12 protein-coding genes and 5 pseudogenes are annotated in these 15,527 nt (G+C 68.1%); 7 read left to right on the plus strand and 10 right to left on the minus strand.

What is annotated here, in order from left to right; all coding sequences use genetic code 11:
* Together KDK95_RS06470 and KDK95_RS06475 are read left to right on the plus strand one after the other, a co-directional pair.
* Positions 1–240, plus strand: a 240-nt coding sequence (locus KDK95_RS06470) for a hypothetical protein (RefSeq protein ID WP_212517101.1), incomplete at its 5' end; no start/stop codon positions are given.
* 91 nt (positions 241–331) lie between these two features.
* Positions 332–943: an aldo/keto reductase gene (locus KDK95_RS06475; protein ID WP_212517102.1), complete on the plus strand. Its 612-nt coding sequence runs from the start codon at positions 332–334 to the stop codon at positions 941–943.
* Here the strand turns inward: KDK95_RS06475 and KDK95_RS38150 are convergent.
* Positions 898–1,317, minus strand: a complete 420-nt coding sequence (locus tag KDK95_RS38150; RefSeq protein ID WP_372463273.1) for a hypothetical protein — start codon at positions 1,315–1,317, stop codon at positions 898–900. The two genes, KDK95_RS06475 and KDK95_RS38150, sit on opposite strands and share 46 nt — an antisense overlap.
* A 224-nt stretch (positions 1,318–1,541) precedes the next feature.
* On the opposite strand from KDK95_RS38150, the gene KDK95_RS06485 reads away from it, so the two are divergent.
* From KDK95_RS06485 to KDK95_RS06495, 3 genes are all read left to right on the plus strand, one after another.
* Positions 1,542–2,129 carry a TetR/AcrR family transcriptional regulator gene (locus KDK95_RS06485; RefSeq protein WP_212517104.1) on the plus strand — a complete coding sequence of 196 codons (588 nt, stop codon included), beginning with the start codon at positions 1,542–1,544 and terminating at the stop codon, positions 2,127–2,129.
* A 155-nt stretch (positions 2,130–2,284) separates the two neighbouring features.
* Positions 2,285–3,214, plus strand: coding sequence for an alpha/beta hydrolase family protein (locus tag KDK95_RS06490; protein WP_212517105.1), 930 nt, complete (start codon positions 2,285–2,287; stop codon positions 3,212–3,214).
* A 95-nt stretch (positions 3,215–3,309) separates the two neighbouring features.
* Positions 3,310–4,191: an LLM class flavin-dependent oxidoreductase gene (locus tag KDK95_RS06495; protein WP_212517106.1), complete on the plus strand. Its 882-nt coding sequence runs from the start codon at positions 3,310–3,312 to the stop codon at positions 4,189–4,191.
* Positions 4,192–4,316: 125 nt separating this feature from the next.
* On the opposite strand, the gene KDK95_RS06500 is transcribed toward KDK95_RS06495, so the two are convergent.
* The 6 genes and pseudogenes from KDK95_RS06500 to KDK95_RS06520 all read right to left on the minus strand — a co-directional run bounded on the left by KDK95_RS06500 (position 4,317) and on the right by KDK95_RS06520 (position 8,011).
* Positions 4,317–5,306 carry an amidohydrolase family protein gene (locus KDK95_RS06500; protein WP_212517107.1) on the minus strand — a complete coding sequence of 330 codons (990 nt, stop codon included), beginning with the start codon at positions 5,304–5,306 and terminating at the stop codon, positions 4,317–4,319.
* Between the two features lie 12 nt (positions 5,307–5,318).
* Positions 5,319–5,672 (minus strand): annotated as a pseudogene (locus tag KDK95_RS06505) (transposase); the annotation flags it as partial.
* Between the two features lie 74 nt (positions 5,673–5,746).
* A pseudogene (locus KDK95_RS35575) lies at positions 5,747–6,337 on the minus strand (amidohydrolase family protein); the annotation flags it as partial.
* Entirely contained in the window at positions 6,307–6,855 is a 549-nt protein-coding gene (locus tag KDK95_RS06510; RefSeq protein ID WP_212517177.1) for a hypothetical protein, read from the minus strand. The gene KDK95_RS06510 and the pseudogene KDK95_RS35575, both read right to left, overlap by 31 nt.
* A 3-nt stretch (positions 6,856–6,858) precedes the next feature.
* Positions 6,859–7,449: an NADPH-dependent FMN reductase gene (locus KDK95_RS06515; RefSeq protein ID WP_212517108.1), complete on the minus strand. Its 591-nt coding sequence runs from the start codon at positions 7,447–7,449 to the stop codon at positions 6,859–6,861.
* A gap of 25 nt (positions 7,450–7,474) precedes the next feature.
* Positions 7,475–8,011 carry an ATP-binding protein gene (locus tag KDK95_RS06520; RefSeq protein ID WP_212517109.1) on the minus strand — a complete coding sequence of 179 codons (537 nt, stop codon included), beginning with the start codon at positions 8,009–8,011 and terminating at the stop codon, positions 7,475–7,477.
* 110 nt (positions 8,012–8,121) lie between these two features.
* Between KDK95_RS06520 and KDK95_RS36735 the strand changes: the two are divergent.
* A pseudogene (locus KDK95_RS36735) lies at positions 8,122–8,412 on the plus strand (LysR family transcriptional regulator); the annotation flags it as partial.
* 1 nt (position 8,413) lies between these two features.
* Here KDK95_RS36735 and KDK95_RS06530 read toward each other — a convergent pair.
* Positions 8,414–8,698: pseudogene (locus tag KDK95_RS06530) on the minus strand (transposase domain-containing protein); the annotation flags it as partial.
* Between the two features lie 79 nt (positions 8,699–8,777).
* Here KDK95_RS06530 and KDK95_RS06535 point away from each other — a divergent pair.
* Positions 8,778–9,281, plus strand: a pseudogene (locus KDK95_RS06535) (IS5 family transposase); the annotation flags it as partial.
* Positions 9,282–9,363: 82 nt separating this feature from the next.
* On the opposite strand, the gene KDK95_RS06540 reads toward KDK95_RS06535, so the two are convergent.
* On the minus strand, positions 9,364–12,771 hold the full coding sequence (locus KDK95_RS06540; protein ID WP_212517174.1) for an arabinofuranosidase catalytic domain-containing protein: 3,408 nt from the start codon (positions 12,769–12,771) through the stop codon (positions 9,364–9,366).
* A 1,239-nt stretch (positions 12,772–14,010) separates the two neighbouring features.
* Positions 14,011–15,492: an aldehyde dehydrogenase family protein gene (locus tag KDK95_RS06545; RefSeq protein WP_212517112.1), complete on the minus strand. Its 1,482-nt coding sequence runs from the start codon at positions 15,490–15,492 to the stop codon at positions 14,011–14,013.
* Positions 15,493–15,527: the final 35 nt, after the last annotated feature.

The raw sequence follows: 15,527 nt of genomic DNA on the forward strand, positions 1-15,527 counted from the left end.
CAGGAACGGCTCGATCAACGCCCACTCGGCATCGGTCACATCGAAACGCGCCACACCCGAGTTCTACCAGCCACGACCACTCGCCCAGCAAACCGCATCAAAGATCTGAACTACGAACAGTCCCTAGCCGCCAGCGGTTCGTCGCCGACGCCAGACGCGGTTGATCGATTGATCGAAATGCTGGCCGCCGCACTGACCGCTCCGATGCCCGCGGAGACCGCCGGCCGCCTCGCCCCCTAGCCCCGGGCCCAGATTGCCAAGCGGAACAGAGTTCCATATCATGGCGGAACTCTGTTCCGTTTATTTCGTCCGCCATGGAGGAACCACGGTCATGCAGTACCGCACACTGGGCACCACCGGCATCCAGGTCAGCTCCCTCGCGCTCGGCGCGATGAACTTCGGCTCGATCGGACGCACGACCCAAGACGAGGTCACCGCGATATTCGACGCCGCCCTCGAAGCCGGAATCAACCTCATCGACACCGCGGACGTCTACAGCGGCGGCGAGTCGGAGGAGATGGTCGGCAAGGCCGTCGCCGGCCGCCGCGACCAGGTGGTGCTGGCCACGAAGGCGGGCCCGCCGATGGGTGACGGGCTCGGCCGCCAGGGCAGTTCGCGACGCTGGCTGGTCACTGCGCTGGACGAGAGCCTGCGCCGACTCGGCGTCGATCACATCGACCTCTACCAGATCCACCGCTGGGACCCGCGCACCGGCGACGAGGAGACCCTCTCCCCGCTGACCGACCTGCAGCGCGCCGGCAAGATCGGTTCCTTCGGAACCATGGAGCACCTGCACTCGCAGGTTGCCGCCGCCGACACCGTGCTCTCCACCGACGTGCTGGACGCTATCGACGCGATCGTCACCCCGGGAACCGACCTCGCGCCGGCCGAGAAGAACTACACCCCGCCCGCCGTGACCGACCCGTCGCTGCGCCGCCGCTGAACCACCCGGCGAAAGGGCGGGCTCGGGGCCGCTGCCCCGAGCCCGCCGTAGCACGCGTGCGGTGACGCGGGATCAGGCGAGGTCGGCGACGGGACGCACCCGCGCGATCTGATGACGCGATCGCTCGAGCAGGTCCGCGGAAAGATACGGATCACCCGCGTACTTCGCGCGATACGCCTCGTCGACCTGATCCTTGAGGGCCTCGTCGACGACCAGATCGAAGGCGACCGTCCCGCTGTACTGCTGCGTGCGGACCAGGCCGCCGCCTTCGCGAACGGCGCGGCGAACCAGCGCGACCCCGAGGTGGCCGACCGGACGAACACGTCGTCGCCCACGACGACCGACCATACCCAGATCGATGTTCCCGGGGTCACCCCGTCCTCCCGGTACGGCGCAACGTGGAAGTCGTCGGTCGCGGCGATGCTGGCGAGGGCTTCCGGTGTCCAGGTGGACAAGGTAGTTACTCCTATTCCCGAGGCTACAGTCGGCGTCGGCTCCGCGCTCTGGCATCATGGAGCAAGCGGAACCTCGCTCCGATAACAATACGGAACGAAGTTCCGGATAGCAATCGGTGCAAGGGAAGGACGGTGCGGGCGCGGTGAGCGACGGCAGCGCGGACACGGCGCGAGCGGCGGGACCGCGGCGGGCGGACGCCCGGCGCAACCAGGAGACCCTGCTCGACGCGGCGGCCGCGGTCTTCGTCAAGGCGGGCGTGGATGCGCCGGTGCGGGACATCGCGGCCAGGGCGGGCGTCGGGACCGGCACGATCTACCGCCACTTCCCCACCCGGGCGGACCTGATCATCGCCGTCTACCGGCACCAGATCGAAGCGCTCGCGGAGGCCGAGCCGAGCCTGCTGGCCAGCAGCCCGACGCCGTACGCCGCGCTCGCCCGCTGGATCAACCAGTTCGTCGACTTCCTAGTCACCAAGCACGGACTCGCCGCAGCCCTCCGATCGGACGAGGCCGGCTTCGAAGCGCTGCACGCCCACTTCCTCGACCGCCTGCTACCCGTGTGCACCCGCCTGATCGGCGAGGCCGCCGCCGGGGAGATACGGCCCGACCTCGAGGCCTACGAGCTCATGCGCGGCGTCGGAAACCTCTGCATCGGCGCCGAGAGCGACCCGCGCTACGACGCCCGCCGCCTCGTCGACTTCCTCGTCGCCGGACTGCGCCGACCGAGCTGAACGCGGCGCGGCTCAACGGTTGCGGGTTCCGGGGTTGAAAAACGGGACATCGTTCCGTATCGTTGTCGGAACAGCGTTCCGTTTACTCTTCGGCGATGAACGACGCCGATCCCGCCATCCCGGGGAACGCAAGGAATCTGAAAGAAGGCACTTCCATGTCCGCTTCCAACACCGCGAACGCGAGTGCGACCACGACGGTCATATCCGCGAAGCCGGTCATCCTGCCGGCTCCGGGACGCGGCGAGGACCTCCAGGTCCGCGTCTCCGCACCCGCGACCGGCGGCGACCTGCCCGTGCTGGTCTTCTCCCACGGGTTCGGCTGGTCGATGAACGGCTACGCCCCGCTGGCCGACTACTGGGCGGCCAACGGCTTCGTCGTCGTGCAGCCGACCCACCTCGACTCCAGGTCGATCGGCATGCCGCACGAGGATCCCCGCTTCCCGCGGATCTGGCGCATCCGGGTGGAGGACCTGGTCCGCGTGCTCGACGGCCTCGACACGGTGGAGTCCTCCGTTCCAGGACTCGCGGGGCGCGTGGACCGCAGCCGCATCGCCGTGGCCGGCCACTCCTGGGGAGCCCAGACGGCGAGCACCCTGCTCGGTGCGCGCGTGGTCGACGCGGACGGCGTACCCGGCGAGGACATGACCGACCCGCGCGTCACGGCCGGGGTGCTGCTCGCCCTGACCGGCCTGGGTGACAGCCTGACCCCGTTCGCCATCGAGCACCTGCCGTTCATGCGGCCGTCGTTCGACGGGATGAACGCCCCGGCACTCATCGTCGCCGGGGACCACGACCAGTCGCAGCTCTCCACCCGCGGCCCGGACTGGTTCACCGACCCCTACACGTACAGCCCCGGCCCGAAGAGCCTGCTCACGCTATACGGGGCGGAGCACTCGCTCGGCGGCATCCCCGGCTACGAGGTCGCCGAGACGACGGATGAGAGCCCGGCGCGCGTGGCCCTGCTCCAACGACTGAGCACCGCGTTCCTGCGCAGCGCCCTCTCGCCCGAGGACACGAGTTGGAAGGCGGCGGCCGCCGCGCTGGATGAGGACGCCGATCCGCTCGGCAAGGTGCAGAGCAAGTAGGCGGCAGCTGATATTCGTCTCCGGACAGACGGTGCCGGCAGGCGGTAGGAAACGCCCCTGCCGGCACCGCCGATCGTGAAAGGTCGCAACGCCCCATGACGCAACAGCCCACTGCGCGCTTCGGCATCATGACCGCGCCCTCGCAGGTCGAGTACCGCGACATCCTCCGGGTCTGGCACGAGGCCGACCAGATCCCCGAGATCGAGCACGCCTGGCTGTTCGACCACCTCATGCCGATCGGCGGCGACCCGAACGGTCCGGCCTACGAGGGCTGGACGCTGCTCTCCGCCCTCGCCGCGCACACCCGGCGGCTGCGCCTCGGCGTGATGGTGACCAGCAACCGGTTCCGGCCGCCCGCGCTGCTGGCCAAGATCGCCACGACCGTGGACATCGTCTCCGGTGGCCGCCTCGACTTCGGCATCGGCGTCGGCTCACGACCCGGCCATCCGCTGGCTCGCCGCGAATACGAGGCACACGGGCTGCCCTTCGAAGACTCCGGCGATGCGGTGCAGAGCCTCGCCGAAGCCTGCGCGCTGATCCGGCGGCTGTGGACCGAGCCGGCGCCGTTCGACTTCGCCGGCGCGCACCATCGCCTCACCGGCGCGTTCGGCAACCCCAAGCCGATCCAGCGGCCCCACCCGCCGATCCTGATCGGCGGTCGCTCGTCCGCCACGCTGCGGGTGGTCGCCGAGCACGCCGATATATGGAACATGCCGGGCGGCGAGATCGAAGACGCCATCGAGCGCAGTGCGCGGCTGGACCGCTACTGCACCGAGATCGGACGCGATCCCTCCGCCATCACCCGCTCGATCGTGCTGCCGGTCTTCTACGGTCGTCCAGACGCAACCAGGGACATGGTTGCCCAGGCGACCGAAGCAGGCTTCCGGCACATCGTCCTCGGGCTTCCGTCGCCCTATCCCGATGGCGTCGCACGTTTCGTCGCCGATGAGATCATCGCCGCCTCGCTCGATTCTTGAGCTATCCGGCCGCGGCGCTCGGGTGCGCCTCTACGGTCGAAGGCTCATGTGACGCGTGAATCGCGGTACGCCGACGGCCCGCACGCTCAATGCGCGCGGGTCGTCTGCATGTCGACCTGTCTACCTCAGGAGGCGGGAGACTTGACCTTGCCGGTCAGCTTCTCCCAGTTTCCGTAGGCGATCTTGCGCCGATCGTCATCACTGAGGAGTGGCGTCTTCTCCAGGAACGCGCGTGAGGCGCCGCCGCCGATGGTCGGGATGTACGGGTAGTCGGTGGAGAACATGATTCGGTCGATGCCGACGAGGTCGATCGTCCACTCGAGGTACCGCTGCGAGTACATGCCGCTCGACGTGTAGGACACGTTCTGGCGCAGGTAATCCATCAGCGGTCGGTCTAGAGAGGGGCGCATCGATCGGTCGAGCAGAGCGATGCGTTCGGCGTAGAAGAGTACGAGCTCGCCCCAGTGGCCGACGACGACCTGGAGGTCGGGGTGGCGGTCGAAGACGCGGCCGTAGATCAGGCGCAGCAGTTGGATGCCGGTCTCGTAGTGCCAGCCGATGGCTCCCGAGGAGAACATGAAGTCGGCGTCCTGGTCTCCGAGGCCGGAGTAGTAGGCGTCCTTGACGGCGCGAGGCGGTTCGGAGGGATGAATGTAGATGGGCGTGCCGAGCTCCGCGGCCGTGGCCCACAGATCGTCGAAGGCGGGGTGGTCGACGTTGCGCTCGCCGACTCGGCCGAACATGAAGCCGGCGCGGAAGCCCAGCTGTTCGACGCCGCGACGCAGCTCCGCGGCGGCCCGGGCCGGGTCGGGAGTGGGCAGGTTGACGAAGCCTTCGAAGCGGTCGGGGTGAGCGGCTACGGCTTCGGCGATGCGGTCGTTGGCGTCGACGGCTAGGGCTACGGCCTCGGCGGCGGGCAGCGTCTCGAGTCCGGGTGCCGACAAAGACAGCACCTGGACATCGACGCCCGCGTCGTCCATGTCGGCCAGACGGAGCTCGGACAGATCCGCGAGCTTGTCGCGCAGCGGTCCCCCGCCGAATCGCAGGGAACGCGCAGTCCACGCGTTGACCAGCGGCGGCGTGGATACGTGCTCTTCAAGGCAGATGATCTTCATGAATTAGAAGCTCTAACACAGACGGATCACGTGTCGTAGTGCGATGACGCATACACCGAGGTTGAGGAAGGCCTCGTGGATGTCGGCGCGGCGTTCGTAGCGGATTCGGAGACGGCGCATGCCGTGAAGCCAGGCGAAGGTGCGCTCGACGACGTAGCGGACCTTGCCCAGTCCCGAGCCGTGCGGCGCACCGCGCTTCGCGATCTTCGGCTGGATGCCGCGGCGGCGCATCCTGCGGCGGAAGACCGGGAATTCGTAGGCCCGGTCGGCGTACACGGTCTTCGGCTTGCTGCGGGGGCGCCCGCGGCCACGTCCGCGCACCCGGGGTATCGCGTCGAGCAGAGCGAACAGTTGCGTGCTGTCGTGGCGGGGGTGTCGGAGATCGTGCTGGCCGGGTCTCCGTGGACGAGCAGGAGGTCGGCGCGTGCTCCGGGGCGGATGACGCCGCGGTCGTGGAGGCCGAAGTAACTCGCGGGCACGGACGTCGCGGCGCGCAGGGCTTCGACCGGAGTGAGGCCCGCGCGGACGAGGAACTGCAGTTCGTGGTGCAGGCTGGCTCCTTGGGCGAGGCCGCCGTGGTGCTCGTCGGGTCCGGCGGCGTCGGTGCCCGCGAGGATGGGCACTCCGGCACGGTGAAGCGCGGCGACGGTCTGCAGTGAGAACTCGAAGTCGCCCTCAGGCCATGTGTTGAACGAGCCGTTCAGTGCTCGGAGCCAGGCTTCGTCCAGGCGGAGGGAGACGCGCGGGTCGGCCGCCAGGTCCTCGCCGGTCGTTCCGGTGATCGAGCGGTTGAGGACCAGGCAGGGGATGACGAAGACCTCTGCCTCGGCGATGGCGTTCACGATCTCGTCGGTCGGCGGCCGGTCGAGAAAGATGTGGGTGAAGCCGTCGGCGTCGGTCCGCAGCATCCGCATGGTGGCGTCGTACGTCAGGGCGTGGGCGACCACGAGCTTGTCGTGCGCGTGCGCCTCACGGACCGCGGCCGTGAACACCTCCTCACTCAGCTCGGGAAGGCCGGGCGCGGCAAGCACGCTGCCCTCCTCGGCGAGCAGCTTGATGAAGTCGGCACCTGCGTAGACCTGACCGGCGATGAATCCCGGCAGGTCCTTGGGATCGGCCAGGCCGGGGATCGGCGCCGCCTCAGGACGGCAGGCACCTCGGGCTCGAACAGCTCCTCCCGGCTGACGAACAGTTCGTTCGGATGGCCGCACACGGCCGTCAACGGGAGACCGGCCGAGAGGATATCGGCCAAATCGTCGTCCGCAGCGATCCGCGCCCGGTCCTCCGGGCTACGCGGCGGCCCGCCCATCTCGAACACCGTGGTGACGCCGAACGACAACGCCTGGCGCAGCCCATCGTCGGTCGGATGCACGTGCGCGTCGATGAGACCGGGCAGCAGCATCCCACCGCAACCGTCGATGAGCTCGACTCCCGCCGGCGCCCCGTGGCCGACGCTCACGATTGCACCGTCGGTGCACCTCACTGTATCCGCGTCGAGCACGGTCTCGCCGTCGAAGACGCGGACATTCGTGACCGCAAACGTACTCATGGCTCAGACCCCCTCGGCTGCCGAGTGAATGGCGGCCCGGAGCGGTGCCAGCTCCTCGTTGAGGGCCTCCAGCTCGGCGAGCATCGTGCCCGCCGCCTGCTCGATCAGCTCGTTCGCGACGAAGCACGCGTCGTCGTCGAGCATGGAGGCGACGAACGGGACGTGCACAGCGGTCGGCACCGGGACCATCTGAAGAGCCGTCACCACCTGCTGGAGCTGCTGGACGGCTCTGGTCCCCGCCGCCATGCCGCCACAGGACACGAATCCCAGCGGCTTGCGACGCCACTCGTGGAAGAGGTAGTCGAGCGCGTTCTTTAGCGGGGCCAGGTATCCGTAGTTGTACTCGGCGGTCACGATGACTATCGCGTCGGCGGCTTCGACGGTCGCGCTCCACGCAAGCGCGTGCTCCTTCGTGTACTGACGCATGAACGGCGCACCGGGCTCGTCGAACAGCGGCAGGTCGAGCTCGGCCAGATCGGCGATCTCGACCTCGAAGCGGCCGTCCGCGACCGCGCGTGCCGCGAACCATTGAGCCACCGGCAGTCCGACCCGGCCCGGCCCGGTACTGCCGATCACAATCAGGAGCTTGGACATTCACGAATCCCGTCAGAGTAGTCGGTTATATCAGCGGTCGGGCAAGACTGAGCGAGAACCACACGATCTTTCCGGGCTCCTCGCGCGGCGGGATCGCACCCGGCCTGCATCCCCATTCATGGGAGAGCTCTTCCACGAGGAACAGGCCGCGGCCGTCTTCGCTGTCCACGTCCACGTGCTTGACTGTGGGCAGTGTCAGGCTGCTGTCCCACACCTCGACGCGTAGCCGCGTCGCGGCGGCGGTGGCGCGCACGACGATCGTGGAGACGCGCTCGCCGGGCAGCGGCACGGGCGGCCCGGTGACGCGGCCGGATGCGATCGCGGCGTTCGTGACCAGTTCCGAGACCAGAAGCAGCGCGATCTCGATGCTCTCCTCGTCCGCATCCCAGTGGTCCAGGACTCCTCCGAGCCAGCCGCGGGAGAGTCCGGTCACGCCGGGAATCGCGGCGAAATCGGCCTGTGACGACAGACGGCGATCGATCGGGCGCGGCAGGCGCGAGGCAACCGGGCAACCGGTCGTCTTGTTCGCTCTGGTGACCAGTGCGATCGCCTTCTCGCTCATGAAATCGAGTCTGATCCTGCTTCGCGCGGGGGCCAACACCGTCTCGGTACTGCGGCGATACGCGAGCGGCATCGATCGACGGCCCGGCCCGACGGGTCTACAGTGGGGGCGTGGAGTTACGCGAACTGCGGTATTTCGTCGCGGTCGCCGAGGAACTGCACTTCGGCAAGGCCGCCGAGCGGCTGGGAATCGCCCAGCCGCCGGTCTCGCGCGCCATCGCCCGGCTTGAGCGGCAGTTCGGCGTCGCGCTGTTCGAGCGCACCAGCCGGAAGGTCACGCTCACCGAGGCCGGGGCCGTCCTGCTCGCCGAGGCACGCACGATCCTCAGCACGGTCGCCGCAGCCGAACGGCGTACGCGGGAGGCCGCGGACAAGCGCCCCCGGCTCGTGCTCGCCGTGAAGTGAGGCCGACGCACAGCTTGTCCCACACCTGCGTATAGCCCAGATCCGCGAACAACGCGGCGGCCAGGAGCAGATAGACCACCACCCGCGCGGGCAGCACCCGCACCCGCGACTGCACCCTCCCGGTACTTTCGAGCACGTCATCGACCATCTCGAACGGAACGAGACGAGTCAGCTCACCGAGATGCCCGGGCGCGAACGCCCCGCCCGCTACCCGAATCGAACGCGATGTGGAAACCTGGTCCAACAGCGGAGCCCCTGTTCCGAGGATGTCTTGGAGTGACAGCCCTCTTCTACAGGAGCTCCGCTGCCTTGCCTACCGACAGGCCTAGACACGCACCCACCACGCCTAACTGAACGGCGTTGGGCCTAGAAGCCCGGTCGATAGAGCGCGCCCCGGCTCGAAGCACCACCTGATCGTGGAGGGCTGGGCCATCCCGCTGGCAGCCAGCCTCACTGGCGGCAACCGGCACGACAGCACTCAGCTGTTCCCGCTGATCGACGCGATACCCAGGGTCCGCACTGGCGGCCGCGGTCGCCCTCGCAGCAGGCCGAAGACCCTGTACGCCGACCGCGGCTACGACTACCCCGTCTTCCGTCGCAGGCTGTGGCGCCGCGGTATCCAGCCGAAGATCGCCAAGCGCGGCGCCCCGCACGGCTCCGGCCTGGGCAAGGTCCGCGTCGTCGAGCGCACCTTCGCTTGGCTGCACGGCATGCGCCGTCTCCGGGTCCGCTACGAACGCCGGGCCGACATCCACGAAGCCTTCCTCAAGCTCGGTGTATGCGTCATCGCACTACGACACGTGATCCGTCTGTGTTGGACACTCGACCCGCGGCTTTCCGAACACCTCGATCTCCGTTGGCTTTGACGACTGGTCCGTCGACCCAGCCGGCCGTGACCGCGTGCCGGGTTCGGCGGGCACGGCCACGGCCGGCGGGTGAGACGTCCGTTTACACGGGCGGGGTGCCGGCGATGCTGAACAGGTCCTGGGTGGTCCAGTTGCCGCCGATGCCGGGCAGGAAGGTTTCCTGAAGTTCGTCGGTCCCTTCGTCGACCGTGTAGAGGCTGGTCCAGGTCAAGCCGCCGTTGGCCGCGTAGTGGACGAGCGGGGACACGGTCTGGCTGGCCGCCGGGGTGCCGTAGTTGGTCGACAGGTTCTGGAATCTCCAGGCGCCGCCGATGGCCGGCAGGTAGGCCTCGTCCACACCGCCGGTGGACTTGTCGAGGTAGTAGACGCTGGTGTAGCCGGTGTGGTAGAGCGCGGCTGGCGCCGTGGGGTTGCCTGTGGCCCAATCCTGGTCCGCAGCCGGGACGTGGTAGTTGGCTGTCAGGTCCTGGGTGGTCCAGTTATCGCCGATGGCCGGCAGGAAGGTCTCCCGCACGTCGCCGCTGCCGCTGTCGACTGTGAAGACGCTGGTGTAACCGTCGTGGAAGACGGCCGTCGGCGTGGTGACCGTGGGCGGGATGTGAAGGTTCGCCGACAGGTCCTGAGTGATCCACTTGCCGCCCATCGCCGACAGGTACGTCTCCTGCAGGTCACCATTCGCGTCGATGGTATAGACGCTGGTGTAGCCGTCATGGAAGATCGCGACCGGGGATGACCCCGGCAGGACTTTCGGGGTGCCGGAAGCAAGCGACAGGCTCTGGGTGTGCCACGCGTCGCCGGGGAAGCCGGCTGCGGGCAGATAAGTCTCCTGCAGTTCGCCGTCCGCGTCCACGGTGTAGACACTGGCGTACCCGTCGTGGAACAAGCTGGACGGGGACGTGTCCGCCATGACCACCGGGGTCCCGGCGTCCTTAGTCAGGTCCTGGCTGAGCCAGGTGTCACCGAGGGCCCGCAGATACGTCTCCTGCAAGTCGCCGCTGCCGTCATCGACCGTGTAGACGCTGTCGAACCCGTCGTGGAACAGCGCCGAGGGCGCGGAACCGCCCGCCACGCCGGGGGACTTGGTCTGCGACGTCAGGTCCTGGGTAGCCCACTTCGCGCCCATGGCCGGCAGGTAGGTCTCCCACAAGTCGTTGATGCCGTCGACGGTGTAGGCACTGGTGTAGCCGTCGTGGTCCACCGTCCAACTCGACTGGGACGATTGCTGGACGGCGACGGTCGCGGTGCCGTACTTGGCTGACAGATCCTGGGTGACCCACGCATTACCGGGGAACCCGGTGTTGGGCAGGTAGGTCTCCTGCAGGTCGTTGTTCAGCTCGTTGATCGTGTAGACGCTGGTCCAGTCGAGGTTGCCGCCGGCGTCCGGGTGCAACAGCACGATGGGGGTCTGATCGGTGGCCGGGGTGCCGTAGCCGGCCGAGAGGCTCTGGGTCTTCCATGGGTTGCCGATGGAGTCCAGGTAAGTCTCCTGCAACTGGTCGCTGCCCTGGTCGACGGTGTAGACGCTGGTGAAGTTCATGTGGACCAGGGCCACCGGCGCCGTTCCCGGCGCTACCGCCGGCGTCGCGTATGTCGCCGACAGGTCCTGGGTGACCCAGGGGTCACCGGGGAAGCTGGCGTTCGGCAGGTAAGTCTCGTCGAGGTGCCGATTCGACTGATCGACGGTGTACACACTGGTGAATCCGCAGGCCGCGGTCGCCCCGGACGCCCCTGCGGAGTGCATCACCGCGGTCGGCGTGGTGTCGGTCTTCGGGGTGCCGAAGTTGGCCGACAGGTCCTGGGAGCGCCAAGGATCGCCGATGGCCTGCAGGTACGTCTCTTGCAGATCATGATTGGCCGCGTCGACGGTGTAAATGCTCGAGAAGCCGCAGTGCACGATCGCCACCGGGGAGGTTCCTGGCTGGACCTGCGGAATGCCGTAGTTCACCGACAGATCCTGTGTCGTCCAGTCGTCTCCGAGGACCGGCAGGTAGGTTTCCTGCAGATCACCATTGCGGTCCACCGTGTATACGCTGGTGAAGCCGCACGTCGACGCCGACCCGGTCGCTCCGGCGGAATGCACGAGCGCGGTCGGAGTCTCATCGGTCGGCGGGGTGCCGTAGGCCGAGAGGTCTTGCGTCGTCCAGTTGCCCCCGATGGCCGGCAGGTATGTCTCCTGCAGATCGCCGTTGGCGGCATCGACCGTGTAGACGCTGGTGTAGCCGCAATGCACGATCGAAACCGGCGCGGTACCCGGCATCACCGCCGGGGTCCCGGACTCGGCCGACAAGTCCTGGGTGCTCCAGTCGGCGCCCATATCGGTCAGGTAGCTCTCCCGTAAATGGCCGTTGGCCGAGTCCACCGTGTAAACGCTGGAGAAGCCACTGGCTGCCGCACCGGTTGCTCCCGCGGCATGGACCACCGCGGGCCCGGCGGCATTCGGCGTCACCCCCGCGGCGGAGCCCGCACCGCCGGAATCGCCGGTGTACCCGGCCGAAACGATGTTGGCCTGGACCGAGGCGTCGGCCGCGTCGGAGGGGTAGCCCGCGGTCATGACGCCCTCGAAGAACGAGCCGACGGCCCAGTTGCTGTTGTCACCGCCGGTGCCCAGGACGATCGCGCCTTCCTGCTGCATCGGCTTGTAGCCGCCACCCGAAGGAGCAGGGTCCGGCAGGCCCCCGTCCCACCACGTACTCAGGCCCCCTGATTGCGCGTTCCCGCCTCTGAGCGAGTAGGTGGTCTGCCCGTCGTTCTTCAGCATCGCGGTGACGAAGTCGTCGCCGATCAGGCCGGTGTTGGCCGTGTTCGACCCGTTCCCGCCCTGGAACAGGCCGTTCTCCAGATCGGCCTCGACCCAGGGGCCGCCACCGGTGCACGGCGGGAAATAGCATGTGGTGCTGAAGTTGACCGCGTCCATGTGCCCGTTGCCGGTGTCGCGCGTGTTGGTCTCGGCGTTGCCGAAGTCGAAGCAGCAGCCGTCGTTGACGTGCGTGCCGCTGGCCACCATGTACATGCCCTCGGGTTCACCGTTTGTTGCGATGCCGGTCGTGTTGTTGTCCCGATAACCGATCTGCCCGGTGAAGTCGATGCCGTAAGCCTTGTGGCCGTTCACGGTGACGGGCAGGGCTGTGGCGCTGGCGGGGCCATCCGCCCCGGCGGCCCCGCCGGCCCCCTCGACCGTGAGGTCGTTCTCCTGGGGCGATTGGTCGTAGACCCGGGTGATCGTGCAGGTGGTGCCGTTGCAGAAGTTGTCTTGCTGCGAGGCGTCGACGTAGCCGCCTATCGCCAACAGACCGATGTCGGCCGCCGCGTTGTCCGAGGCGCGCTGCACCTGGTAGAGCGGGCCGCCGTAGTAGGAGAACAGCGCGCGGACCGTGCTGTACGAAGCCGTGCAGGGGGCGCCATCGTTGTCGTACACGTCGCAGGGCAGCGGCCCCGCCGCGGGGAGGTTGGAATCATACGTGACCACCCTGCCGGGGAGGAGCTCCTCCATCTCGATCCACTCTTCGCCGATCGCACTGACGGTGTTGGCGAACGTGGGCCCGAACCATGTTCCGAACCTCGGCGATACATAGTTGTACAGCCAACGCCCGAAGTTCCCTATGTACGTCGGGAGGCTCGTCTTGAAGAACGGGCTGCCGTACTTCTCCCAGAGATAGCCGGAGAGAGCGCCAGCCGACGTCTTGATGAGAATATCGGTCCAAGCCGTCGAGGTCCCGAGGTCGTTATCCCAATAGTGCTGCCAGACCGACTGGAAGAAGCCCCCTGTCGCACCGCCGATCGGAGTGCAGACGAGCGGGATCACGGCGGACCCGACCCCGGTAACCGTCAGGCCCGTGATACATGCGCCCCTGGCCGCGAACCAGGCCGCGGTGGAAAGCACCACCCCGAGTGTCTCTTGCCACGTGGTCTGGTTCGTCTGAACATCTGGGCCCGTCACGGTGAGGTTCACGCCGGAGCCGTCGGAGGTCATGCTCGCCGACAAGTCGGTCTCCACCCAGCCCGACGTCACGGCGCCAGTGCCACCGTACTCCTCGACCTCTCGTTTGACCTGATCGCTCAGGCTGACGTGCTCCCTGGCGTCCTCCGTGTTGACCTGACTCACGGCCTCCTGCAAGGAGGACGCGTCGATGCCGATGTCCGACGCGCTCAGGGTGAGCGTGAAACTTGCGTCGGCCGCCCGCGCAGGTGGCACTGTGATGAGCCCCGTCACGAGCAGCAGTGCTGCCAGGATCGCGACCGGGCGATGATAGCTCCCGAAGGGCCGTCTTATCCCTCGGTTTATTCGCACCGCGATTCTCCATTCTCCTGTGATTAACAAAGGGGCTAGGCCGATTTGCAGCCCGCAGGGTGGTCGGCGGCCGCGATACGCCGAATTAGCCGCCGTACTTCCTGTCGGTCGATCGACCGCGCTGTGGAGCGTTTTGCCGACCATCGCTGGACGCTGCGCTACGCGAACGGGCACATCAGGGCCCGTGGAGCGGAGCATGTGGATCGAGTCAGGGCTCAAGAGCCTGTCGGCTCTCGATCCGCCCGCGCTGCCGGCTCGCCGCGGTCGGCACGAGCTGTCAGAGAGGCCGCGAGGAAGATCTGCGGCATACTCGCAGTGGTGCGGCAGAGGCATAGCAGGGCTTTTGTTTTGTCGGGCAAACCACACCGGACACGGAGCCGCCGCCGCTCCGAGGAGAAGGAAGGCGGCGGGCGCGGGGTCCGGGTCTGCTGGTTCTGGGCGCTATTCGGCGATGGGGTAGCGGGGGGTCTGCGGGCCTTCGATGGTGATCCACTGGATCTCGGTGAACTCGGTGAGTCCGGCGCGGCCTCCCGAGCGGCCGTAGCCGCTGTTCTTCACGCCGCCGAACGGGGCCTGGGGCTCGTCGTCGAGGGTGACCCCGTTGACATGGCACATCCCTGTGTTGATGCGCTTGGCCAGATCGAGGGCGAGGGCGACATCGCGGCTGAAGACCGCCGAGGTGAGGCCGTAGTCGTTGTCGTTGGCCACACGCAGGGCCTCCTCCGGCCCGTCCACGGGCACGATGGTGACCATGGGACCGAACGATTCCTCACGGTAGACGCGCATTTCCGCCGTGACGTCGGCGAGCACGGTCGGGACGAAGCACGGACCGTCGGCCGTGCCACCGGCCAGAACTCGCGCCCCATGCGTGCGGGCATCCTCGGTCAGTTCGGTGAGCCGTTGCAGAGACGCGGTGTTGACCACGGGGCCGATGACGGTGCCGGGCTCACGCGGGTCACCGTAGGCGATGCCGGTGGCGACCTTCGCGAGGCGCTGTGCGAACTCCTCGGCGATGGCCCGGTCCACCACCACCCGCTCCGTCGACAGGCAGCCCTGGCCGGAGTTGGCGAAAGCTCCGAAGGCCACGGCGCTGACGGCGTGCTCAAGGTCGGCGTCGGCCAGTATGATCACGGGAGCCTTTCCACCGAGTTCGAGCACGGCCTGCTTCATGTGCGCGGCGGACTTCTCCCCGATCATCCGTCCGATCCGGGTCGAGCCGGTGAAGTGCACCCGCCGCACCGCGGGGTGGGCAATCAGCGCGTCCACGACCTCGGGAGCGTTCCGCGGCGCGTTGGTCACCAGGTTGAACACGCCCTCGGGCAGCCCGGCCTCGGCGAAGCACTCGGCCACGAGGCCGTGGGTGCGCGGTGTCTGCTCAGATGCCTTCACCACGACGGTGTTGCCCAGCGCGAGGGCGGCCGGGACCGAACTGCCGACCAGGAGCGCGGGAGCGTTCCACGGGACGATGCTCGCGACCACGCCGACCGGCCGGCGGATCGCCAGCGAGGTCCGGCCCGGGTTGTCGGACGGGATCACCTCGCCGGTCAGTCCCTCGTAGACCGCGGTGGCGGCGTACCGCAGTTTCCCCGCGAGCGAGCGCGCGTTGTACGCGCCCCACGCCGCGGGGCCGCCCATCTCTGCCGTAGTCCACTCAGCCAGTTCCCCGGCCCTGGCCTCCAGCGCGGCCGCAGCGGCGAGCAGGTACCGGCTGCGCTCGGCCGGCAGCAGCGCCGACCACTTCTGGAAGGCGGCGTCGGCGGCGTCCACCGCGCGCACGACGTCGGCCGGCGCGGCGGCGGCGGCCGTTGAGGCGACCGCGCCGGTGAAGGGATCCCGAACCTCGTAGGTCGCGCCGCCCTCGGCCGACTGCCACTGGCCGGCGATCAGCAGGCGCTGTTCATGGGTGTGTGTCTGGGTGCTCATTTCGTGTCTCCAGGCTTGTATGTGCCGCGCGGTCC

The organism is Actinospica acidithermotolerans, from assembly GCF_018139625.1.
GTDB classification, from domain to species: Bacteria; Actinomycetota; Actinomycetes; order Streptomycetales; family Catenulisporaceae; genus Actinospica; species Actinospica acidithermotolerans.

What these genes read in the sequence shown, in the direction of transcription:
- KDK95_RS06500 (WP_212517107.1), bottom strand. Translation starts at nt 5,306, where the DNA reads ATGAAGATCATCTGCCTTGAAGAGCACGTATCCACGCCGCCGCTGGTC.
- KDK95_RS06545 (WP_212517112.1), bottom strand. Translation starts at nt 15,492, where the DNA reads ATGAGCACCCAGACACACACCCATGAACAGCGCCTGCTGATCGCCGGC.
- KDK95_RS06475 (WP_212517102.1), top strand. Translation starts at nt 332, where the DNA reads ATGCAGTACCGCACACTGGGCACCACCGGCATCCAGGTCAGCTCCCTC.
- KDK95_RS06495 (WP_212517106.1), top strand. Translation starts at nt 3,310, where the DNA reads ATGACGCAACAGCCCACTGCGCGCTTCGGCATCATGACCGCGCCCTCG.
- KDK95_RS06490 (WP_212517105.1), top strand. Translation starts at nt 2,285, where the DNA reads ATGTCCGCTTCCAACACCGCGAACGCGAGTGCGACCACGACGGTCATA.
- KDK95_RS06510 (WP_212517177.1), bottom strand. Translation starts at nt 6,855, where the DNA reads ATGAGTACGTTTGCGGTCACGAATGTCCGCGTCTTCGACGGCGAGACC.
- KDK95_RS06515 (WP_212517108.1), bottom strand. Translation starts at nt 7,449, where the DNA reads ATGTCCAAGCTCCTGATTGTGATCGGCAGTACCGGGCCGGGCCGGGTC.
- KDK95_RS06520 (WP_212517109.1), bottom strand. Translation starts at nt 8,011, where the DNA reads ATGAGCGAGAAGGCGATCGCACTGGTCACCAGAGCGAACAAGACGACC.
- KDK95_RS06540 (WP_212517174.1), bottom strand. Translation starts at nt 12,771, where the DNA reads ATGGAGGAGCTCCTCCCCGGCAGGGTGGTCACGTATGATTCCAACCTC.